Origin of the sequence: Sinorhizobium sp. FG01, from assembly GCF_002531875.1 — a bacterium.
Taxonomy (GTDB): Bacteria; Pseudomonadota; Alphaproteobacteria; order Rhizobiales; family Rhizobiaceae; genus Sinorhizobium; species Sinorhizobium fredii_C.
The window spans coordinates 47,838-70,559 of record NZ_NWTB01000019.1 but is presented as its reverse complement, the minus strand read 5'-3'; the positions used below and the strand labels follow the sequence as shown (position 1 = coordinate 70,559).

Genomic DNA, 22,722 nt, shown 5'->3' with positions numbered 1-22,722 from the left:
CACATGCGGCATTGGCGGACTGGGCGGCAGCGCCCGTATTTCACAATGTTGCAGGAAGAGCCGGTGGCCAGGATGATGCGCGCTTACTAGCTTCGGGGACGTGAACGGTCGCGAAACAACAGGTTCCGGCACACAGGTGGCCGAGGACCTAAGGCGTCCGTCAGCCATAATCGCTTCGGCGAGGCAAACTCGGCGAACTGTCAGGCCTGCGGCAGGTTTGCTTGGAAGCGCTTTGAACTGATTGCGCCACAGAAGGTGAGCCTACTCTGTCTTGGTTGCAGAGATTGGTGGCATTCCCGCCTATTTGCCTTAGCTCAGTGGTAAGGTCCGAGGACGCTCTTCTTGTAGATCCGCGTCGGGTTGCCAATCGGCTAGGTTTAGGCGCCATCGCTCGGTCCTCATGCTCGTACAGTCAGCCGCCACATTGAAACTGTTCGAGCACGTGCCGGTCGCGGATTTCAATTGTCCTGCCACTTACGGTGACGCCAGCTTGGCGCAGAGCCGAAAACGCGCGCGATAAGCCTGCCGGGGCGAGGCCGAGCTTGCCTGCGAGCACGTTCTTTTGAAATGGCAGGCGAAAGGAAAAGTTAGTCGAACCCTCCGGGCACTGACTGAGTATGTAACTTGCTACGCGTTCTATTCCGGTAAGCAAGCGATCCTGCGCAAGAATGTCTTCCGTTATCTCAGCGCGGTGACAGAGGAGGGTTATAAACGCTTGCGCCACATCCGGATCCGAGACGGCAAGGTTGCGAAGCATGCGGCTGTCCAGCCTCGCGATGATTGATGCTTCGGCGGCCTGCGCATTGGCAGTAGCCCTGCTACCAAGAAACATGGCACTTTCGGCGAACATTTCCCCCATCGGCAGGATGGCCAGATCGGCCTCCCGGCCGTCCTTGCCCACCCTATAAAGGCGGATCAAACCCGAAAGAACCCAAAAAACCTCATCGATGTTCTCACCCTGGTGGAACACAAGATCGTGCTCCTCATGAGTAGAGACGGTCACGTCCTCCAAGATAGCCTCGCCCGTGGAACGCGGCAGCCGCACAAAGAACCGAGAACCCAAGAGCATGGTCCTGTCGTTCGCAGTCAATCGTGGCGTCGCTCCGAGCCACGCCAGTGTGACGGGGCCCGATTCACTTCGCATTGCTTGCCTTCTCCAACCGTTCAGCAACGCCACTGTCGCCATCGGAGAATCCCTGGCCTTCGTCGAACACGCGCCAAGATGCACCGTCTATATCGTCGTACTGCCCGTTCTTCAGCGCCCACAGAAACGCGGCGAGACCGAGTCCTTCCAGGAAAAGCGCAGTTGGAATGAGATAGATCAGCGTGGTCATAAAGTCGCTCCGGGCGGATCCAGCAACGGATAAAGAACTTTTGCCTCGCCAACAGCGCCCTTCACTCTCAACGCATTTGCTACGACGATCAGAGACGACGTGGACATCGCGATTGCAGCGACGAGCGGCGTCGCGTAACCGACGATGGCAAACGGCACCGCGATCACGTTGTAGGCGATCGCCAGGGCGAAGTTCTGGCGGATGAGCCGGCTCGCGCGCCGCGACGTCTCGATTGCGAAGGGTACGGCCGACAGTCCTCGATGCATGAAGACAATGTCCGCGGCCTGTCGGCCGACATCGGCAGCAGTCGCCGGCGCCATCGAGACATGGGCAGCCCGAAGTGCCGGCGCATCGTTGATGCCGTCGCCGACCATCAGGACGCGATGGCCACCGGCCGCAGCGACGGAAGCCTCGACCTTGCCGCGCGGCGAGAGCTCGGCCCGCCAGTTTGCAATTCCGACCCTGCGGCCGATCTCCGCCACAACCGGCTCGCGGTCGCCGGAAAGGATGCCGGTCGCGAGCCCCAGCTTGTCGAGCGCTGCGATGCTCTCGCGTGCGGCGGGGCGCAGGCGGTCCTCGAAGCGAAAGCAGGCAAGCTCGCGGCCGTCGAGCGAAAGGATCGCTTCGGGCAATCCACTCGCGACGCCGCTCTCCCCACAGGCAAAGCGGCGGCTGCCAAGCCGATAGATGCCTTCGGTCGTCCTCGCTTCGATGCCTGCGCCCGGAATTTCCCTGATTTCTCCTTCGAGATGAGCATTGCGGGCCGCATGCTGCAAGGCGACCGAGATCGGGTGGCGCGAATGCGCGGCGAGTGCCGCGGCGGCCGCCAATAGGCCGGGCGCAATCTCATCCGCATTGACGAGCCGCGGCTCGCCGAGCGTGAGGGTTCCGGTCTTGTCGAGAAGCACCGTGTCGATCTCGGCGAGGCGTTCCATGGCCGAGCCGTCCTTGACCATGACCCCGCCCTGGAAGAGGCGCCCGGCGGCAATGACCTGCACGACCGGCACCGCCAATCCAAGCGCACAGGGGCAGGTGATGATCAGAACGGCAACCGCGATCAGCATGGCATGGCGGACGTCGCCCTCCACCAGCATCCAGCCGATGAAGGTCAGGAACGCGAGCAGATGGACGGCCGGCGAATAGTAGCGAGCCGCCCGGTCGGCGATGCGACGATAGCGGGCCCTTCCCCCTTCGGCCGCCTCCATCAGCCCCATGATCTCGGCCAGAAACGAATCGCGCGCCGTTGCGGTCGTCTCCAAGGTGAGGGGGCCCGTGAGGTTGAGCGTCCCGGCCTGCACGAGATCGCCAGTTCCGACCGTAATTGGCACGCTCTCGCCGTTGACGACGGAGCGGTCGAGATCGCTGCTGCCGGAAAGCACCCGCCCGTCGACCGGGATTCGCTCGCCGGCAGCGATCATCAGGCGTTCGGCCGGCTTGATCTCGTCCACGGCGCGATACTCGCGCGAGCCATCGGCATGGACGATCGTCGCGCCGCGCGGCGACAGTCGCGCCAGGCCGTTGATCGCCGACCTTGCGCGCCCTCGCATCATGCGATCCAGGGTGCGACCGATCAGCAGGAAGAAAAGCAGGGTGACAGACGCATCGAACCAGGCATGCTCACGGTGGCCGATCGTTTCATAGAGCGACATGCCATAGGACAGCGTCACGGCGAGCGCGATCGGCACATCCATGTTGGTGCGTCCATGGCGAAGCGCGTTCCAGGCCGACTGGTAGAAGAAGCGGCCGGCATAGACCAGCGTCGGCGCCGCGATCATCGCCGAGATCCAGTGGAAGAGGTCACGTGTCGCCGCGTCGGCGCCCGACCAGACGGAAACGGAGAGCAGCATGATGTTCGTTGCCGCGAAACCCGAAACGGCAACGGCGCGGATCAACTGTTTTAGGAGCTCATCGCCCTCCTCCTCGCCGGGCGAAAGGAGATGCGCCTGGTAACCGAAGGCCGTGATCGCCTGCATGAACTCGGCGGGATCGCTCCGGCGACCGCCGGCCTCCTCCTTCCAGACGATCGATACACGGCGCGAGGAGAGATTGACACGGGCGCGCTCGACCTCGGATCTGGCGCGCAGCGCACGTTCAATCGTGGTGATGCAGGCGCCGCACTGGACGCCGGGCACGCTGAGATCTGTCTGACGCAACCCGCCTCCGAGGCTTCGGCTCGCAAGCCAGAGCTCTTCGGCGCTCGGCAGTGCGCAACCCGCGCGGTCTACGTTCGGCGCCGCTTCCGCGCCCACAGCGCAGCAGCTCATTTTCCCTCTCCCGCCACGACGAACCGGACGGCCTGGCGATAGATTGTCGCCTCCCCGGCGATAACCTTGAGGTCCGCAATCCATTGACCCGGTTTAAGCTGGCGGCTCGCAAGGAATACGCCATCAGCCTCGCGAGCGAGCTCCATCTCCAGGTCCTCATGCTCTTCGACGGGCCGCCTGAGCACGGCGAGAACGCGCTCTGCTACCGACAGCGGTTTGCCGTCCCTGACCAGGATGTAGCGGAGTCCGCCGGCCGTCGCGCTGAACCTGCCTACGATCCCGCTTTCGGCGAAATGCCGGGCCTCGGCCATTTTGCCGTTGAACTGTTGGCTGGCGACATAGGCGTTCTGAACGACAAGGCCGCTCCAGCTCCGGCTTGCGTTCCACGCCATCACCACGTTGATGGAGATGATTGTTCCGAAAGACAGGGACATCACGGCTACCATGTGCCAGCCGGTGAACCCGCGCGACGGGCTACGCGGTTTCCTGATCATGCCGCTCATTGTGCTGCTCCCGGGAGGTTGAAATTGGCGTGATAGACGTCGCGCTCGTGACTGAGCGGATCCTCGGCTACTAGAGCGAAGCCCTGCGCCACCTCGGCAGTTTTGCCCATTGGCTGAGTGACGAAGAGCTTGAGCGACGTGACCTTGTCCGGCCCGACGGCGATCGCAAAGCTACGGCCGCTTCGGGCAGCGCGTCCTGCCACGCGCATCGTCGCAGCGGGCATGCCCTCCATCGTCAACCTGATGGTGCGCGGCTCGGGGATCATGTTAAGCAGCTTGACCATGTATCCGTTGCGCACCGAACCATCGGACTCGACGACATATTGCGGGTTTCGGTCATGCAGCACGTTGAGCTCAAGCCGGTCGCGCGACGCAAGCGCGACGACCAGGCCGAGCCCCATCAGTGCCCAGACGGCGAAATAGACGATAACGCGGGTCCGGAAGATGATGCGCCAGTCGAAATGCCTGACCTTGTCCACGAAGGAGCCGTTCGGGCGGCGCACCCGCCTCGGATCGATCGCCGCCGTTCCGTTACTGGTCGCAAGCGCCATATTGGCGGCATAGTCGCTGAGCGTCGCATAGGAGATCAGCCCGCGCTCGCGGCCGAGCTTGTCCATCACGCCGTCGCAGGCATCGATGCAGAGCGCGCAGGTGATGCATTCGAGCTGCTGGCCGTCTCGTATGTCGATGCCCATCGGACAGACCGCGACGCAGGCATTGCAATCGACGCAATCGCCGACGGTCTCGCCCGCTGCCGCCGCCATCTTGGCGTGGCGCGAGCGCGGCTCGCCACGCCAGTCGTTATAGGTGACGACGAGCGAATTCTCGTCCAGCATCGTCGCCTGGATGCGCGGCCAGGGGCACATATAGGTACAGACCTGCTCACGCATCAGCCCGCCGAAGACGTAGGTCGTGGCCGTCAGAACGGCGATCGTGGTGTAGGCGACAGGCGGCGCATCGAGCGTGAGCAAACTTCGAAGAAGCGATGGCGCGTCGGCGAAATAGAAGATCCACGCACCCCCCGTCGCAAGCCCTATCGCGAGCCAGATCGCGTGCTTGGCTACACGCTTACGGATCTTCTCGACAGTCCAGGGACTGGCATCGAGGCGCATGCGCGCGTTGCGGTCGCCTTCGATGAAGCGCTCGACCACGAGAAAGAGATCGACCCAGACGGTCTGCGCACAGGCATAGCCGCACCAGGCCCGCCCGACCGCCGAGGTCACCAGGAAGAGACCGAGACCCGCCATGACGAGCAGCCCCGCGACGAAGAAGAACTCCTGCGGCCAGATCTCGACGAAAAAGAAATAGAAGCGTCGCGCCGCAAGGTCGACGAGCACCGCCTGATCAGGCGCATGCGCCCCGCGGTCCCAGCGGATCGACGGTGTCAAATAGTAGATGCCGAGCGTCAGCAGCATCACGAGCCACTTAAACCGGCGGAAGCGCCCCTCCGCCCGCTTCGGAAAAATCTTCCGTCGCTTCTGGTAAAGTGGCTTTCGAACGCGCGCAGCATTCACCGGTTCGAGATCGAGCCTTTCGACCAAGGCCTTTATCATGGGCGGTTGGAGCATCTAGGCAAGTCCCGGCAATTTCGCCTGTCAGCCGACCTTTGCCCGATGCGCAAGCCCCAATCCTTGATCTGAGTCAACTTCGCGTCAATTCTCGCAGAGGTATGGCGCGACGCGATGTACCTGCATAGCCTTTGAGCCGGATTGAACGCGGCGGGAAGGCATGTCTGGCCCGGCCATGTGCGCGATCGCCGGCGTTCAGCCTTATCGAGACTAACCTGCTACTCGCCACCACCGAGCGAGTGGACGAAGACCGCGAGCTCTTTGACCGTCGTGTCGCCAATGCGCGGCGACCACGCAGGCATGATGCCATTCTTCGGCGCCTTCATCTGATTGATGACCGCTTGCTCACCCTTGCCCTTCAACCATATGGAGTCGGCGAGATTCGGCGCCCCCATTTCCCGGTTTCCCTTCGCATCAGCGCCGTGACAGGAGGCGCAGTTTTCCGTAAAAATCTGCTTGCCTTTGTCGGCGAGCTCCAGTTGCGACGGCGTCGCGCTAAGGCTCACGACAAACGCCGCGGTTTGGCGCAGTTGCTCCGGCGTCAACATGTCGGCGAATGCTGGCATCTCGGAAACTCGCGTCTCCGCGTCGCGAGAATAGCGGATACCGTGGGCGATCGTCTGATAAATCTCTTCAGGTTTGCCACCCCATAGCCAGTCGTCGTCGTTAAGGTTCGGGAAGCCCTTTGCCCCGGCCGCACCCGAACCATGACATTGCGCACAGTTCACCTTGAATGCTGACGCCCCGGCCGAAATCGCAAACTGCTGCAATTGCGGATCCGCAATGATTTCCTCGACCGTGCTCGCGGCGATCCGCTCGTTGTAACCGGCCTTCGCCGCTTTGGCGTCAGCCAGATCAGTGGCGACCTGAGCGCGGCTCGAATAACCGAGTACACCTTTGGTCGTGTCCGTCAGCAGTGGCCAGGAGGGGTAGGCTATCGCGTAACCGATCGCCCAGATGATTGTCGTATAGAAGGTGTAGACCCACCAGCGCGGCATAGGGTTGTCCAGTTCGCGAATGCCGTCCCATTCGTGCCCGGTGGTTTCAATCCCGCTAACCTCGTCCACATGCTTGTGCTTGTCCGCCATAATCAGTCCTCCTTAAGCGGGATGGAGGCGGCCGTTTGGGCAGACTTCTTGCGGCCTGACCGGAAAGTGAACGTAGTAACGCCGAGGAAAAAGAGCACCATCGCAAGAAGGCCCCAGGTGTCGGCGAAATGGCGCAGGGCCGTGTATGTTTTCATGCCTTTTTCCTCCTCAGCGATAGCCCGCAGCGTCGTCATAGATGGAGAAGTCGACGAGTGTGCCGAGCATCTGCAGATAGGCGACAAGCGCGTCCATCTCCGTCAGCTTTTGCGGATCGCCATCGAAGTCCCCCAACTTGGCCTTGGGATATCGCGCCTCGATACCGGAGGTGTCGGCATTCGGATCGGCCTGCGCCTTGACGTCCGCCAGCGCCGCGTCGATCATCTCGTCCGTATAGGGAACGCCGACGGCCCGGTTCGCCTCGAGGCTCATGGCAACGTTCTTCACCTCGAGCGGCATCTCCTTGAGGAAGGCATAGCTCGGCATGACCGATTCCGGCACGACCGAGCGCGGCTCGATCATGTGCTGGACGTGCCACTCGTTGGAATAGCGCTCGCCGACGCGGGCGAGGTCCGGACCGGTGCGCTTCGAACCCCACTGGAAGGGATGGTCGTACATCGACTCCGCCGCCAGCGAATAATGCCCGTAGCGCTCGACCTCATCGCGAAACGGCCGGATCATCTGGCTGTGGCAGACATAACAGCCCTCGCGGACATAGATGTCGCGGCCCGCAAGCTCCAGCGGCGAATAAGGCCGCATTCCTTCGACCTTCTCGATGGTGTTCTCGAGATAGAAGAGCGGCGCGATTTCGACGATGCCGCCGATCGAGATGACGAGCAGCGAACCGAGCAGCAGCAGTGTGGCGTTGCGCTCTAGTATCGCGTGCTTATTGAAAATGGTCATCGGCTATGCCCTCTTATGTCCGCCACGGCTAGGAGCGCAGAACCGAGGACCGGACCATCATCGCGGACGCGTCCCAGGATCGTCATCGCCACATTGAAGGCCATGAGCACAGCGCCGGAGAGATAGAGGGCGCCACCGACGGCCCGCATGACATAGTACGGGAACATCGCAGCCACAGTTTCCGAGAAGGAATAGACGAGGAAGCCCTGATCGTCGTATTCGCGCCACATCAAACCTTCCTGGATGCCGGCAACCCACATGGTTGCGGCGTACACAATGATGCCGAGAGTGGCGAGCCAGAAATGCCAGTTGACCATGCCCAGGCTGTAAAGCCGCTTACGATTCCACAGCTTCGGCACGAGATAGTAGATGGCGCCGAAGGTGATCAGGCCATTCCAGCCGAGCGCGCCGGAATGCACGTGGCCGATGGTCCAGTCGGTATAGTGGCTAAGCGAATTGACCGTCTTGATCGACATCGTCGGTCCTTCGAAGGTCGCCATGCCGTAAAATGCAACGGCCATGACCATCATCCGGACCACCGGATCGGTGCGGATCTTGTCCCAGGCTCCAGAGAGGGTCATCAGTCCGTTGATCATGCCGCCCCAGGAGGGCATCCAGAGCATGATTGAGAAGACCATGCCGAGCGTCTGAGCCCAGTCGGGCAGCGCCGTGTAATGAAGGTGATGGGGACCCGCCCAGATATACATGAAGATCAACGCCCAGAAATGGATGATCGACAGGCGGTAGGAATAGACGGGGCGGTTCACCTGCTTGGGGATGAAATAGTACATCATCGCCAGGAAGCCGGCAGTCAGGAAGAAGCCGACGGCATTGTGCCCGTACCACCATTGCGTCAATGCGTCCTGAACGCCTGCGAAAGCCGAGTAGCTTTTGGACCCGAGGAAGGAGACCGGTATCGCCAGGTTATTGACGACATGCAGCATGGCGATCGTGACGATGAAGGCGAGATAGAACCAGTTCGCCACGTAAATGTGCGGCTCCTTGCGCCCCAGGATCGTGCCCAGGAAGACGACGAGGTAGGCCACCCAGACGATCGTCAGCCAGAGGTCGACATACCATTCCGGCTCGGCATATTCGCGGCTCTGGGTAATCCCGAGCAGGTAGCCGGTGGCGGCGAGCACGATGAAAAGCTGGTAGCCCCAGAAGACGAACCAGCCGAGATTGCCGCCGAAAAGCCGGGCGCGGCTGGTGCGCTGCACGACATAGAAGGACGTCGCGATCAGGGCATTGCCGCCGAACGCGAAAATGACCGCTGAGGTGTGCAGTGGCCGCATGCGCCCGAAATTGAACCATGGTTCGACGTTGAGATCGGGAAAGGCGAGTTGCAGCGCCACGACGACGCCGACGAGGAATCCGACCACGCCCCAGAACATGGTGGCGACGACGGCGTATTTTACAACTTCGTCGAAGTATTCCGTTTTACGAGTGACACGCGCGGCAACCGCCGGACGAAAATCCGTGCGGTGCATGAGCACTAAGGTGGCGCCGAGAAGCACGAAGAATAATACCCACATATGTGCTTCAAACAGACGATCCTGCGCGAAGCCCGCGCCGACCAGTGCCAGAAAGGCGCCGATGGCGAGCGCGATCGTCTCGACTGTGTATGTCATGGTTGAACCTCCAACTTGTCGGAGCGCTGCCGCGGGCTCCACACACAGATCTGCCGAAGTCTCGTGGAGAATTTGTCAGAGGCGGGGCTTGCGTACCTTGATTCAAATCAAGATCGGGTCGGGCCGGCCCGTGAACTCTCGGCGGTTGTTAACGAGGCGAACGAGCGAAAGAAGCGCTTTCCAGCATTAAAGGGTCCATCTGCGGCAGGATCGCGCCAATGATATTCGCCGGTTTGACAGACCCGCGCCCAATCTGAAGCGCCTGCAGTGTCGCTCAACGCGATTCACAATCAACAATACCAAAGGGTCGGCACCGCGTGCCGCCACCGCGATAGACGCTTATTGGCAGAGCGAACGGAGAGCTCCCGGTTTCATGATGTCTATCGCCCTTGTGTCTGGCAGTGCGATTATGCTTCGTTCCTTTAGCTTGGTCAGGACACGGGATACCGTCTCGATTGTCAGGCCGAGATAGTCCGCAATGTCCTGCCGTGACATCGGCAATCTTAGCTGCCGAAGGCGTCCCAGCCGGTTTGAGAGATCCAGTAGGAATGCGGCCATACGCTCCACCGCACATTGTCGGCCAACGGCCAGAAGGTGCTCCTGAGCCCGCGCCATACCGTCCAGGGCAAACCCCAAGAGTTCCCGTGAATGCTCCTTCACCGTATGTTGCCTGAAGACAGCCAGCGTTGTCTCGGTAATGGCCGCGGCAAAGAACCGATGGGTCGAGCCCGCTTCGACGCCGAACACCTCCCCTGCAAAGTGAAAGGATACAATCTGCCGTCGCCCCTCCGCGAGGAGGCGGTATACGCGGACAGTCCCGGTTTTGACCTGGTAGTACTTGGCTACGGTATCACCTTGTGCATAGATTTCCCGGCCAGCCTTGTATGTCGCAACAAGGTGCGGCCCCGGGATCTTTACTCTTCCAATGTTGTTGGGCGCTACATGGCTCCGCTCTAAAGGTCTGGAGGCGGCGTTCATCTCATATCCCCTGATGTTTCAGGGCAAGGTTGCCAAGTCGCGCCTCGGCGATAAACTCGGTTATATCACTAAGTAAAAATACTTAGAGCCCGCCAGTCGCGTCATGCTCGGTCTCTCCGAACCGCCATCGTTTCTAGGTCGTTCACCACGCTCACGAGATCGGAGCCGTTGATCGGTTTCGTCAAGACGATCGTGTCGCCTTGTTCTTTGACCGCCGTCATTCCATCAACTAGGAGGACTACACGACCATCGGGTGTCTCTAGGGACCTTGGCGTTTGCTGCTCGGACTTCAAAATCTCTTCGTCGACGATGGTGCAGAGCGCCCGCCCGGTGGAAGCCTCCGCCTTCCATAACGCGTCGTAGGACTCCGTCAAGTAACCTTCAACCTCTAGCGCGAACGCAAGGGATCGCCGGAGGCCCCGGTCCGGTACAACGAGAACGATGATCCTGGCAACTGACAACTTAGTGTTCCGCTTGTTCTGGCGTGCATATGCCCGCCCGCTAAGCGCCATTTGAACGCTTGCGACAAGCCGACGCATTGCGCGAGATCAAGAGGGCAAAAATTACGAAGGCGCGAACCCGGCCGCGATAGCCATCCCAACAAGATGCGGGAGGCTCTTGGCTCTCATTTTGGACATTACGTTCGCGCGGTGCACCTCCACGGTTCGGGGACTGATATCGAGATCGTATGCAATCGTTTTATTGGCGAGGCCAGAGACCACCGCTGAGAGCACCTGCCGTTCTCTGGGACTGAGTGTGTCAAGGCGCGCCTGGATGTCTGTGATCTCATCGGCCACCGCGGGAACAGTCAAATGTCCTGATGCCCGTTCAATAGCTTCCACGATCAGCGAGTCCTCAAACGGCTTCTCAATAAAGTCCAGTGCTCCCGCTCTCATCGCCTCGACTGCCATTGGCACATCGCCATGTCCCGTGATCACGATGGCGGGTATCTTTATTTTCTTTAAGCCGAGCTGGCGGATGAGACCCACCCCTGAAATATCAGGCATCCTGAGGTCTGTTACTAGAATTCCGTCGCGGATATTCGGAGCGAAGTCCAGGAAGGAGGCAGCCGACTCGTGCACCTTTACGGCATAACCATTCATCGTCAGCATGAAGGCAAGCGACTTGCGAACGGGCTCTTCGTCATCGACAATGTGAACTGTATAGTCAGTCATTTCCATCAATCCGCTCCACATAGGCGGGAAGCGTGAACCGGAAGGTTACCCCTCCCGCTTCATTCTTCGAAAAGGTCATCTCGCCGCCATGCGCTTCGACGATGCGCTTGGAAATCGAAAGACCGACCCCCATTCCGCTCGGCTTCGTCGTAAAGAATGGCTTGAAAAGCTCTCCGGTGACCTCCTCTGGGATTCCACCACCCGTGTCTCTTACCGTCACAGCGATTTCCCCCGCACCAGCCGGCATGGTGCGAACGATAAGCTCGCGGTGCTCTACCTCGCGCATCGCCTCGACCGCATTGCGCATGAGGTTGATCAGCACTTGTTGGACCTGGATCCGATCGACCATCACCATGTCGGCACCCGGCAAATACTCGAATACCGTTCGAACGTTATTCTCACGGGAACCGACAAGAGCCAGCGCGCCAGCTTCCTCCACCAATTTACGGATGTCCTCGGGTGCCCTTTCCTTCTCACCTTTCGTAACGAACTCCCGGAGATGCTTGATGATCTGTCCTGCGCGCAGGGATTGGCTCGCCACCTCCTCCAGCGCGTCGCGCATCCTCATTGCCATTGAGGCGTCCATATCGCGCAACAGCCTCGTACAACCATGAGCATAGTTCGCGATCGCAGATAGGGGTTGATTGAGCTCATGCGCAAGCGTCGTGGCCATCTCGCCCATCTCTTTGAGACGGGCGAGCCTGGCCAATTCCGCCTGGATCTGTTCAAGCCTTGCGGCCGACTCCTCCCGCTCGGTCAGGTCTCTAATGAAGCCGGTGAAGAACCGCTCGCCTCCAGACCGCATCTCGCCTACAGCCAGCTTCATTGGAAATGTTGATCCGTCTTTCCTCCGCCCTACGATGACGCGGTCAATACCAATGATGCGCTTTTCCCCGGTCCTCATGTATCGCTGCATATATCCGTCGTGTTCATGGCGATAGGGTTCTGGCATCAGGATGCGAAGGTTCTCGCCGATGACCTCCTCTTCTGCATAGCCGAACTGCCGCACGGCGGCGGCGTTGAAGGAAACAATCGTACCATTGGCTGCGCTGACCACGGTTGCATCTGGTACTGTGTCCAGTATGGACCTAAGATGTGCATCACGGGCTTTGACGGCAGCCTTTATCTTGTCCATGGCGCGTCTCCCTGCCTCCAGCACCTCTCCCAGGCATGCGATGAGAAGCATTGCCAAACCAAAAACAATCAACTCGACAAGCTCCGGGTAAGGAGCATCTTCGAGCCAGTGAAGAAAGATAGCTGCCAATATCGACATTGCGGCTGCAAGTACGACTGGCTTTTGCCCGCCGACGAACGCGGCGATCAGCATACCGGGAATAAACGAGGACAGAACAAGGCTGTCGCCGATGAACGGTGACAGCGCTAGTCTCAGTGCGAGAATGGCTACTGGAACCGCAGTTACGATTACATAGGATCTCATCCCCTCCCCTCGCCATCTGGCAAGCATCTGCCAAGGCGGATCGTTCCACAGACGTTTTGTGAATGCATTTGCCTGATCCATCAGAGGACTAGTTTACTGTTGCTGTGTCCAGTCTTTCGCCGAGGAAACGCCTTAGTCAAGCGCACGCCGCCTATTCCATAGGCTATGCCGCAGTCATCAGCCATCCCGCGGCTATGTTGCCGCACTTCGATCGCCCCGCATAATTACGTGAATTTGGAAGCAATCCTTGCTTTCGATCAAAGAGCTCGCGAGATGAGGCCCTAGAGTGCGGTACTTGCACCGCCCTCTAGAGAAGGATCTCCCTATGCAATCAGCTCTTGCTGCAAAATACGGCGATGCGCGCCTGCCCCGCTACACGAGTTACCCGACGTCGCTACAATTCTCACCCGACGTGGACGCAAGCGCCTATCATGACTGGCTCGCCGAGATACCCCGGGAGAAACCGGCGTCGCTATACGTGCACATCCCCTTCTGTCGCTCGAGGTGTTTGTACTGCGCCTGTCACACGACGATCACGCGACGCGACCTACCGATCGGCAACTACCTTCATATGCTGCGTAAGGAGATATGCCTCGTATCGGCAACGACAAAAGCGCCCCTCAACATCGACCATGTACATTTCGGCGGAGGAACTCCAACAATCATGCGACCGAAGGAAATGCTGGCATTTATCGAGCTTCTAAACGAGCACTTCGATCTCGCAAGTACCACCCAAATCGCCATTGAGATTGATCCTAGGACGCTAGAGCAGGAGATGGCGGCGGTTCTTGGCATAGCAGGGGTCCGCCGTGCAAGCCTCGGGGTGCAGAGCTTCGATCCGGTGGTACAGAAGGCGATAAACCGAAACCAGAGCCTCAAACAGACAATAAATGCGGTTTCCCACCTGCGCCGCGCGGGCGTAGACAGCATTAATTTTGATTTAATCTATGGCCTGCCACACCAGACGGTCGAATCCTGCATCGACACGATCAAGATGGCGCTCGAAATGCAGCCAGATCGTTTCGCCGTTTTCGGCTATGCCCACGTGCCTACTCTCAAGAGGCATCAGCGAATGATTAATGAAGCCATGCTCGCCAGTGCTGGAGACCGTCTTGCTCAGGCACAGGCGATTGCGGAAAATCTCCTTTCGGCCGGGTATTGCAGCATAGGGCTCGACCATTTCGCCCGGCCAGGCGACAATCTGGCAATTGCACAGGCAAACGGGCAATTGCACCGAAACTTTCAGGGTTACACCACCGACGCCTGCGAGACGCTCATCGGCTTCGGAGCATCGGCCATTGGCCGCTTGGCAGGCGGTTATGTTCAGAATGAGGTATCCCCTGGTGACTACGCGAAACGGATTGCATCTGGTCGTCTTGCCATAGTGAAAGGCTACCGCTTGTCGGCCGAGGACCGGTTGCGGGCAAACATCATCGAGCGCCTGATGTGCGACTTGCGGGTTGACATTCCGGCACTCGCCGCCGCCCATGGATTCGAGCATAGTGCCCTTTTAGACGGGAATGACAGGCTCGCCATGCTGGAAAGCGACGGAATCCTAGAAAACGAGGGCGGGGTCATACGGTTGCGGGAGGAAGGGCGTTTCCTGATCCGTGCAGTCGCTGCAGCTTTCGATGCCTATCTGAACGTATCGACGCGAAGCTGCATCAAGGCGGCTTGAAGCTATTTTCGATGACGAAGACGGCATGGCGTGAACCGAGAGGTTGTTCAGCATATAACGTCAACCGACTTCAGTCGGACATTTGGCAGACGTCCACTGGACGATCTCGTTCGACAGGCTAGAAGTATCGCGAGAGAGCTCAACCTGCAAACGCTCACACCTGTCAGAATGGCTCTTGCGGATCTGTTATTCGGGTATCCCCTGGTAGTGACAGTCACCGCTTGCGGCGACCCATATTTTCTTGGGAGCGTTTGATCTCGCTCAAAGACCGGCGACGAAGCATGCATCAATTAAGGTGCTTTTTAAAGTCGAGGCTTTTGTCACAGCCGGAAAGTAATTTTGTGACATAGCGCAAGGGAGGGCAGGCCTAGCCGCGTTTCTGGGATTACCCGCGGCAAGGTAAGCATCTGGCTTGTTTCCAACGCTAACACGAGGAGGAGCGTGATTATGGCCCACGCAGATGGAGGTTTTATACCTGGCAAGACGGACACGGCGGAGCTGAGTGACCAGGGCTCTCCGGCCGCGGATTTCCGCATTGAAAGAAAGGAAGCGCGAAAATGGCGCATCAGCCTTCTTTCGCTAAGGGCAAGTCCCTGGTTCGAGACTAACTTTTCAAGGAGCACTCGAGACGGGCACGTGTTCGAGACTGGTCTTGCCGGGGCGAACGCCTTTATCCGAAAGGCGCGAATGGATGGCTTTAGAATCGAATATATAGGGCCACTCGCACGATCGTATTTCTAACCGGACATTCCTCGAGATTCCCAATCTGCGTCGCCGCTGGCCGCTCGAATAACGGCCAGAAAGATCTCCTCGCTCGATAGTCGACCCGCGACCCCGGCGCAGGCAGAAGGCTGCCATGAGCATGAGACCGATCGTCGCGGGGGCGAAGCCGTTGTACAAAAGCGGAGGCCCAGCGAGGCTCGCGGCCCCGAACGAGAAAGTGCGTGCCCCGAAAACTTAGCGAGACTAAAGGGCCCACCACCCACGAGGATGCTGCTGCCGTCGACGAAGCGCTCGTCAATATCCGAAGCTACTTCATGCCAAAGCGCGCAAAGCAGAAGTTGTGAAACAACGGACGAAAGCCGTGCGCTGCTCGCCTGCGCCTGGTCGCCGGGAGAGGTTTCGAAAGGAACGCGAGAAAAGCCGTACCCAAAAAGGCATTGCGAATGGGCAGGGTCGCAACCTTTATACCCTGGCCGGCTTCGACTTACCTTCCTTAGCGCACTCAGGAGGACGCCGGGTCCTTTGAGACGTCGCTTTGATAGGTGGACAGTAAGCTGGCTCGCTCCTATTGCAGGTAGTTTTCACGGAGCCTAGCGGCGGTGGCGGTGCAGCCTCCTCATGTCACGTGGAACCGCGCAAGCATCCTCTTAAGCTGCAAGTTCTGTGCATAAAGCTGTTCAGCCAGCAGTCTCTTTAGCCGCTTGTTTTCTGCCTCAAGGGCCGCAACTTCCTCTAGGGAGCTCGCATTGTCAGCGGTCGCGGATGGCCCGTTTTTGCGCTCGTTTGGACGCGTTGAAGTTGACCCAATTGCCCGGGCCGGCGCATACCTGGCACGCTTTCGAGAACGGCCCCTTGGTGTTGCTTGCGGCCCCGACGTCGGCTGGGTTTCTTCTACCACTGCAACACGCTCGTCGGGCAGACGCTCGGCCTCACGCTGCTTTTGTTCTTCAGTTCCTGCGGCAAGGTCCAACGGCACGGCTTCTGCTGCAACGTCGATATCGCCCGAAGGTTCGCTTGCAGAACCAACATCGATCTGCTGAGATACCATGTCTCCACTTGCGTCAGGCGTGACAGGTACTTCAGTCGAATTGAACAGGTGGGACGACTCCTCTTCTACTGCGCGGGCCAAAGCCTTGAGGTCTGTGTCCCCCCAAATGGAGTTTGTCCTCGCCTTAGTCTGTCGACGCCCCGACTTGAATTCAACGATGAAGCTCCGTTGTGGTACTTTCATATACCCTGAACCTTAAGCATTTTAAAAAACCACTCCTAGCCAGCGCCGGTGAGCCCCTGGCTGCGGACGCATATATCTCCTCACCTCGCGCTTCAACTCACTAGCGCGCGAGCCGCGGGAACATTCGCGTGACTGATTGCCCATCATGGACAATATCATGCCAGCGGTTACGGGCCGGCGCGGGCCTAGCTGGCTTAGTCTAGTCCGAGTCTTTTGCGCAGGTCGGCATTCTCCGCTCGCAACTTTTCCGCCAGAAGCTTGCGGAGCCGCTGGTTTTCCTCTTCCAGTCGAACGAAATCAGCCAACTCGTCGTCACCGGCCAGAACAGCCTTCTCGGGCTTTTGTTCAGCGGGCTTTGCGGTCCGTTTCCACTGATAGTAGGTCTGCTCCGATATGCCGGCGCTCTTTATGGCGTCTTTGAGTGTGCCTTTGCCTTCATTGACTTGCGACTCGATGAGCTTGAGCTTCTCGGCTTTCTCTTGTTCGCCATACCTTCTGGGCTTTGCGGCCGGCGCCGTCGATTGGGTGCGAGCTGGTTCGGCAGCCGCCTTCTGGCGTCTTGGCGACTTCTGCTTCTTACCCGTTGGTGTTTTCACTTCAGCATTCGTCTCTGCAACTGCAGAAATCGGTCCTGTGTTACTCTCGTCAGCCATCCTAAACTCTCCTTAAGTCATCACCTGTTTTGATCTGAGTGAACTACAGAGTCAACAGACCGTCAAACTCCTAGTTTTTGCATACTTAATCTTGGGTCTGTGCTGTCGAGTGATGTCGCAAGAAGGACTTCCGCCTTCGCAATTGGAACCTCGTGTCTCATCTTCATCGCATCGACGCGAAATTACCTATCTGCAGGGGGATGGCCTTAGTACCACGCGCGGATCGGGAGCCGGCAACCCAAGCTGAAACTCATCCCCGCGTCTGTGCAACGGCGCGGCATGCGGTCAGCCGATGCCCGTCAACTCGGATTACAGTTCGTAAGCAACAAGATCGGCTGCAATGCCTCGCTGAGGAAACCGGCATAACGCGAGGATGCCCTCGCACCGGCATCGCAATCGTCGTGCTGAACAAATTAGTCTCGCCCCGGATGCAAGCGGCCCAGTGACTTACGCGAAAACCTCTGTGCGACCGTGCGGCCTTACTAGGGAAGGCGACGTGATACCCGCATTCGATCTCGCGAGAGTTGGCCCATTCCAAGGCAAAGTTAGGATGAATATAGTGACCGGCCAAGAATCGATTTTCGGGACCGCGTTATCCCCGTCGGTTCGCTATACAGCAACCGCCCCAGCAATCAGGAGAAATCATGGAAACCGTGGAAATCAGCAGCCGTAGCGAGTTTGTTCTGTGGGCGATACAGCGCGCGCAGGAAATTGTGACCTCGGAGGGCGCGGCGTTTGCCATGGCGGCTCATGACATGAACGAGGAAGCGGTGACGGATACTGCAGTGATGCTAGGCAAGGCCATAAGTGACGCGTTGTTGGAAGTGTTCGATAGCCTGACAGATGATACGTTATAGTTTCCGCTCTCCTCTGATGTCGCGCCATGTGGTCGTTTCGCGTCTGCTTTAAAGACGGCTGAAGCTTCATGAACAGGTTCGCTCGCCTCACGCAACGCATGAAGCATGTCAAGCTGTAATGCCATCCTCGTGGGCTCCCGTGCTCCGGGTACACCAGGGTGAGAGGAGCGTCGGACCCGGCAAAATGAAATCGTCAGCTCAAGACGAGTCAACGACACCAAAGCTGTTAAAAAAGACATCTTAGGCCTGTCCCCGCCTTCCTTCCGACCGAAATACCTGCACGCTGAGCGAATCTGAGCGACTTGCAAACAAAGGAGAAGACCGTTGAGCGAATGGAGTTCGGGCAATGAGGAACGGAGGCTCGAGCTGACGAGCCGAATTGTGGCCGCTTATCTGAGCCGCAATGTTGTTCCAGCCGCAGATCTGCCTGATCTTATCGAGCAGACGTATTCCTCGCTGAGCAGCACATCTCAGTCAGACAAGGCCGACGTTGCCGTTGAAGAACGTCGCCCCGCCATTCCGATCAAGAAGTCGGTGACATCCGAATTCATCATTTGCCTCGAGGATGGCCAAAAGTTCAAATCGCTGAGGCGGCACCTGATGGCAAAGTACGGGCTTACACCTGAGGAATATCGTGCAAGGTGGAACCTTCCGGCTGACTACCCGATGGTTGCTCCAAACTATGCTCGACAACGCTCCGCGCTCGCGCGTGCAGCCGGCTTTGGCAAGAGACGGGAGGTACGCGAGTAGACCCGCAGCTCCGACCGGCAAGACATCGCATGAGGTGTCGTTGAACTCTGTCCGAGACAGCTGTTGCACCCGGCGCGCAAGTTGCAGGATTCCGCGTCGTCGATGCTTTCCGAGGCGTCGACGGCCAACACAAGAGCCACGTCCACGCAAGGAGACAATCCGGCGGCAGGTAAAGCGGCGCAGAAAAGGACGCCGGCAAACGCACAGAATCGTACCATTTCCCTCATGGGAGCCCGCTTGTTACAAGGCTCATGTGGGCACCTCCTCGCCGAGGTTTTGAAGTCCAGGCGGCATCTCGGCTCGCGGGTAGGCATATCAACCCGTGGCGCGAGATCGCTGCGGAAGTTACCGGAACCGAAATAGGCTTCTGCTTTAGCTATGGCTGAGACGCGGGTCATATTGAAAGCCCTGTCGCCGCTGATCGAATACGGCCGGACGAGTTCGAAAGAGCAGCTTTCTCGTCATTCGTAAGCCTGGCGCCTTGGGTACAGGCCGACCACGGCTGACCACCAATGCCATCATGCGGCCGTCTGCCTGATAAGGAGGAATCCCAGTGGCTCCGCGCCCATGGCATCGGTTACCTCGCCGGAAACAACGACTTTTCGCGTCCGCGAGAGCATTCGCCAAGTGTCGCGCAATGCGGATGCGCTTGGCATTCGGCCCCCCTTCCACCCCCCGTGGGCACAACCAGTGTGGCGATCATATTGAGTGCTCTTCACGCGACGGCCTGTGGCTTCCGCTTTCGAGCGAAATCCGCCCGCGATCATCGTCCGTTCGGACGGCCCTCAGGTAAGGGAATGGGTCGTGACCGCATCAAGGGTCGGGCTGACGATCCAGCCTGTCAGGATGCCATCGCCCTTTTCCGATTCGGGACTGGACATACTTCGCGTAGGATACCGGGTCTTTCGGCCGTTTCGCGCGATGGCGAGTCCTGTTGCAGTGATGACAAGCGGCGACGATGTTGCGCTCGTCATCGGCCCCGCCCTTGCCTCTTTCGAGGAGATGCTCCGCGGTGCAGCGGTATCGCAGCGTTTCCCTCAATGACAGCGAGAAGCGCTTGCCGAAGGCGGTTTGGTCTTCGTCCCACATGGGTTCCAAGCAGTAGTGGCAACGCCCTCGCTGGCGTTGCGCGGCTTTGTTCCTGAGCATTCTTAGCTTGCGACTGTTTCTCATGAGTCCACGTCCTTTGCTTCATTCTGAAGCGGACGTGCAGCGAACCTTTGAAGGGCCGCCCCTCAGTCGGGAGGAGAATCCTCGCACAAGACGACGCATCTGAATGCGCCACTCCGCAGTCTTTGAACCGGACGAGCGCCGTTTGTAGGCAACCCGCTGTCTAGTCTTGACCAGCAAGGCAAGCTGATGTCTCGCCCCCGCTGTTTCAGGCTAAACAAAGCGGCGTGATTGTCAACTATCGCGCCTGCTCGCCCTACCTCCAGCGCCTCCGTTCATCACAATGCGGCTTGATACCGGGTCTGGTTGGGCTGACCTGCGAGTTCTGTTCCACCTCTGCGCCCCTCTCACCAATTCTGTTTTTCGAGCGGGCGGCTGAGGCGCGGCCGTCCGACGTGAAAATTGCAATCCGCGTGACGGAGATTTGAACAGAGGCAGACATCGTCCCTGCGTGATTCAATTATACGCCCAAAGGAGCGCTGTTATGGAGGAGGTGACCGGCCAAAAGTCGGGATACATCGGAACGACCAGGGACGTCATCGTTTCTGGCGCTAGGAAACTACGAATTCGCAACCCCTCGCGTCTCCGGCGGATCATCATTCGACGGTGACCGACTTTGCGAGGTTGCGCGGCTGATCGACGTCGGTGCCCATGAAGACCGCCGTGTGATAGGCGAGCAGTTGGACCGGCAGCGAGAAGATCATCGGCGCGATGATTTCGTCGACGTTTGGAAGTACGATCGTATGCATCGTGTCGAGCTTCGAAGCGGCAGCGCCCTTCCCGTCGGTAATCAGAATGATCCGTCCGCCACGCGCCGCCACTTCCTGCATGTTGGAAACGGTCTTGTCGAAAAAGCGGTCATGCGGCGCGATCACGATCACCGGCATGTTTTCGTCGATCAGAGCGATCGGACCATGTTTCAGCTCGCCGGCAGCATAGCCTTCCGCGTGGATATAGGAAATTTCCTTGAGCTTCAGGGCACCTTCCATCGCGAGCGGGAAGCTTGTGCCGCGACCGAGATAAAGCACATCGCGGCACTTCGACAATTCGCGCGACAGGAACTCGATCTTCGGCTGGATGCTGTTGAGCACCTGCCCCATGAGGCGCGGCATCTCGGCAAGGCTCCTCACCAGCGCCTGCTCCTCCTGCTCGCTGACAGTGCCGCGCGCCCTGCCGGCAGCGACGGCGAGCGCGGCCAGGACCGCAAGCTGGCAGGTGAAGGCCTTGGTCGACGCCACGCCGATCTCCGGCCCCGCGAGAATCGGGAAGACGGCGTCGGACTCGCGCGCGATCGTCGATTCGCGCGTATTGACGACCGCGCCGATCTTCAGGCCGTGTTCCTTGCAGTAGCGCAGGGAAGCAAGCGTGTCGGCTGTCTCGCCCGATTGCGAGATGAAGAGAGCGGCCGACTGCGGCGAAAGCGGAATTTCGCGGTAGCGGAACTCCGAAGCGACATCGATTTCGACCGGCAGTCGTGCATAGCGCTCGAACCAATATTTGCCGATTAGCCCTGCCAGATACGCGGTGCCGCAGGCGGAGATCGCCAGGCTCGGCACCTTGGCGAAGTCGATCGCGTCCGAAACCGGCAGCACCCGATGGTCAATGAAGTTGATATAATGGCTGAGCGCGTGGGAGATGACCTCCGGCTGCTCGTAGATTTCCTTCTCCATGAAATGGCGATGGTTGCCCTTGTCGACCGGAAAGGCGACGTTTAAGCAGACCTCCCGCGGCCGGGCGGCTACATTGCCGTCGATATCAAAGATCTGGGCACCGGTCTTGTCGATGATCGCCCAATCGCCATCGATAAGATAGGTGATTTCATTGGTGAAGGGCCCGAGTGCGATGGCGTCGGATCCAAGGAACATTTCGCCCTCGCCGTGACCAATCGCCAGCGGCGGGCCATTACGGGCCGCCATGATCGTCAACGGATCGTCCTGGAAAAGAACGGCAAGTGCATAGGCGCCCTTCAACCGCCTCAGCGTCGCAAACATCGCCTCGCGCCGCCCAAAGCCGTCACGGCGAAATCTTGCCAGCAACTGCGCGACGACTTCCGTGTCGGTCTCGGTCTGGAATTCGGCACCCGCTTCGGACAACTCGTCCTTCAGCTCGGCAAAATTCTCGATGATGCCGTTGTGCACGACAGCGACGCCGTCGGTGAAATGCGGATGGGCATTGCGCTCGGTCGGCGCCCCGTGGGTCGCCCAGCGCGTATGGCCTATGCCGATTGCGCCGGCCAGAGGCTGTTCTCTCAACCTTGCCTCGAGATTGAAAATCTTTCCCTCGGCGCGCCGGCGATCGAGCGCTCCGCCATCGATGGTCGCAACCCCGGCCGAATCGTAGCCGCGATATTCCAGGCGCTTCAACGCATCGACCAACCGCTCCGAGACCGGCTGCTGCCCGACGATACCCACAATCCCGCACATATCCCCTCTTCGCGTTCCTTCCCGCCGATACGGCGTACTCAAATACCCCGTCTGAGCGGGCAATGCCGATAGCTTCCCGGTTGCCTCGCACGGGCGATCGTGCCTTCGCTGCGCGTCACCTGCTGTTGTCAATCGGCCGAGCGAAAATGCCGGCAGGTAAGTCTGCTGGACTTGATTTTCGTTAGTTTCAGCACTTTCTAATGGCGCTCGATGGATCGGGAAAATTGATTGTTTGGATAACAGGCATTTGCGTTACGGATGCATTACGCTGATGCGCTTCAAGGGCTCTGGCCGCAAAGTGCTCGCTGTGCTCGACGCGCGGATGACAGAGCATCTCGCAAGTCGACATGCAGCCGGT

20 protein-coding genes and 1 pseudogene are annotated in these 22,722 nt (G+C 59.1%); 5 read left to right on the top strand and 16 right to left on the bottom strand.

All coding sequences use genetic code 11. The features are described 5' to 3' along the window. Positions 1-412 precede the first annotated feature (412 nt). The 13 genes from CO656_RS25340 to fixL all read right to left on the bottom strand — a co-directional run bounded on the left by CO656_RS25340 (position 413) and on the right by fixL (position 12,960). Positions 413-1,144, bottom strand: coding sequence for a Crp/Fnr family transcriptional regulator (locus CO656_RS25340; protein ID WP_176536685.1), 732 nt, complete (start codon positions 1,142-1,144; stop codon positions 413-415). After that, positions 1,134-1,334 (bottom strand): cbb3-type cytochrome oxidase assembly protein CcoS, encoded by a 201-nt coding sequence (ccoS, locus tag CO656_RS25335; RefSeq protein ID WP_097527580.1) that lies wholly within the window; start codon positions 1,332-1,334, stop codon positions 1,134-1,136. The genes CO656_RS25340 and ccoS overlap by 11 nt, the downstream gene beginning before the upstream one ends. After that, positions 1,331-3,598, bottom strand: a complete 2,268-nt coding sequence (locus tag CO656_RS25330; protein WP_097527579.1) for a cation-translocating P-type ATPase — start codon at positions 3,596-3,598, stop codon at positions 1,331-1,333. The genes ccoS and CO656_RS25330 overlap by 4 nt, the downstream gene beginning before the upstream one ends. Next, positions 3,595-4,101, bottom strand: a complete 507-nt coding sequence (locus CO656_RS25325) for a FixH family protein (protein WP_097527578.1) — start codon at positions 4,099-4,101, stop codon at positions 3,595-3,597. The genes CO656_RS25330 and CO656_RS25325 overlap by 4 nt, the downstream gene beginning before the upstream one ends. Next, the gene (gene ccoG / locus CO656_RS25320; RefSeq protein WP_097527577.1) at positions 4,098-5,669 is read right to left on the bottom strand and encodes a cytochrome c oxidase accessory protein CcoG; all 1,572 of its coding nucleotides are present in this window, start codon (positions 5,667-5,669) and stop codon (positions 4,098-4,100) included. Before ccoG ends, CO656_RS25325 begins: the two co-directional genes overlap by 4 nt. A 218-nt stretch (positions 5,670-5,887) precedes the next feature. Beyond that, the gene (ccoP, locus tag CO656_RS25315) at positions 5,888-6,757 is read right to left on the bottom strand and encodes a cytochrome-c oxidase, cbb3-type subunit III (protein WP_018098964.1); all 870 of its coding nucleotides are present in this window, start codon (positions 6,755-6,757) and stop codon (positions 5,888-5,890) included. A gap of 2 nt (positions 6,758-6,759) precedes the next feature. Next, entirely contained in the window at positions 6,760-6,912 is a 153-nt protein-coding gene (locus CO656_RS25310) for a cbb3-type cytochrome c oxidase subunit 3 (protein WP_097527576.1), read from the bottom strand. 13 nt (positions 6,913-6,925) lie between these two features. Further along, complete coding sequence (ccoO, locus tag CO656_RS25305) at positions 6,926-7,657, bottom strand: cytochrome-c oxidase, cbb3-type subunit II (protein ID WP_018098962.1); 732 nt, start codon at positions 7,655-7,657, stop codon at positions 6,926-6,928. Next, positions 7,654-9,288 (bottom strand): cytochrome-c oxidase, cbb3-type subunit I, encoded by a 1,635-nt coding sequence (gene ccoN, locus CO656_RS25300; protein WP_097527575.1) that lies wholly within the window; start codon positions 9,286-9,288, stop codon positions 7,654-7,656. The genes ccoO and ccoN overlap by 4 nt, the downstream gene beginning before the upstream one ends. A gap of 339 nt (positions 9,289-9,627) precedes the next feature. Further along, positions 9,628-10,266 (bottom strand): helix-turn-helix domain-containing protein, encoded by a 639-nt coding sequence (locus tag CO656_RS25295; protein ID WP_018098960.1) that lies wholly within the window; start codon positions 10,264-10,266, stop codon positions 9,628-9,630. Between the two features lie 101 nt (positions 10,267-10,367). Then, a complete protein-coding gene (locus CO656_RS25290; RefSeq protein WP_018098959.1) occupies positions 10,368-10,727 on the bottom strand; it encodes a hypothetical protein in 360 nt (119 codons plus the stop codon). A 102-nt stretch (positions 10,728-10,829) separates the two neighbouring features. Then, positions 10,830-11,441 (bottom strand): response regulator FixJ, encoded by a 612-nt coding sequence (gene fixJ, locus CO656_RS25285; RefSeq protein ID WP_026169037.1) that lies wholly within the window; start codon positions 11,439-11,441, stop codon positions 10,830-10,832. Next, positions 11,434-12,960, bottom strand: a complete 1,527-nt coding sequence (fixL, locus tag CO656_RS25280) for a PAS domain S-box protein (protein ID WP_097527574.1) — start codon at positions 12,958-12,960, stop codon at positions 11,434-11,436. The genes fixJ and fixL overlap by 8 nt, the downstream gene beginning before the upstream one ends. A 244-nt stretch (positions 12,961-13,204) precedes the next feature. Here fixL and hemN point away from each other — a divergent pair, with 244 nt between their 5' ends. From hemN to CO656_RS25265, 3 genes and pseudogenes are all read left to right on the top strand, one after another. Next, positions 13,205-14,557: an oxygen-independent coproporphyrinogen III oxidase gene (gene hemN / locus CO656_RS25275; RefSeq protein WP_097527573.1), complete on the top strand. Its 1,353-nt coding sequence runs from the start codon at positions 13,205-13,207 to the stop codon at positions 14,555-14,557. A 447-nt stretch (positions 14,558-15,004) separates the two neighbouring features. Beyond that, positions 15,005-15,298 carry a hypothetical protein gene (locus CO656_RS31035; RefSeq protein ID WP_097527572.1) on the top strand — a complete coding sequence of 98 codons (294 nt, stop codon included), beginning with the start codon at positions 15,005-15,007 and terminating at the stop codon, positions 15,296-15,298. Between the two features lie 209 nt (positions 15,299-15,507). Continuing rightward, positions 15,508-15,624 (top strand): annotated as a pseudogene (locus CO656_RS25265) (YecA family protein); the annotation flags it as partial. A gap of 272 nt (positions 15,625-15,896) precedes the next feature. Here CO656_RS25265 and CO656_RS25260 read toward each other — a convergent pair. Together CO656_RS25260 and CO656_RS25255 are read right to left on the bottom strand one after the other, a co-directional pair. Further along, the gene (locus CO656_RS25260) at positions 15,897-16,511 is read right to left on the bottom strand and encodes a hypothetical protein (RefSeq protein ID WP_028004109.1); all 615 of its coding nucleotides are present in this window, start codon (positions 16,509-16,511) and stop codon (positions 15,897-15,899) included. Positions 16,512-16,705: 194 nt separating this feature from the next. Then, positions 16,706-17,164, bottom strand: a complete 459-nt coding sequence (locus tag CO656_RS25255; protein ID WP_097527571.1) for a transposase — start codon at positions 17,162-17,164, stop codon at positions 16,706-16,708. Positions 17,165-17,808: 644 nt separating this feature from the next. On the opposite strand from CO656_RS25255, the gene CO656_RS25250 reads away from it, so the two are divergent. Continuing rightward, positions 17,809-18,021: a hypothetical protein gene (locus CO656_RS25250; protein WP_018098952.1), complete on the top strand. Its 213-nt coding sequence runs from the start codon at positions 17,809-17,811 to the stop codon at positions 18,019-18,021. 324 nt (positions 18,022-18,345) lie between these two features. Further along, complete coding sequence (locus CO656_RS25245; RefSeq protein WP_097527570.1) at positions 18,346-18,771, top strand: MucR family transcriptional regulator; 426 nt, start codon at positions 18,346-18,348, stop codon at positions 18,769-18,771. Positions 18,772-20,537: 1,766 nt separating this feature from the next. Here the strand turns inward: CO656_RS25245 and glmS are convergent. Continuing rightward, a complete protein-coding gene (glmS, locus tag CO656_RS25235; protein WP_097527568.1) occupies positions 20,538-22,364 on the bottom strand; it encodes a glutamine--fructose-6-phosphate transaminase (isomerizing) in 1,827 nt (608 codons plus the stop codon). Positions 22,365-22,722: the final 358 nt, after the last annotated feature.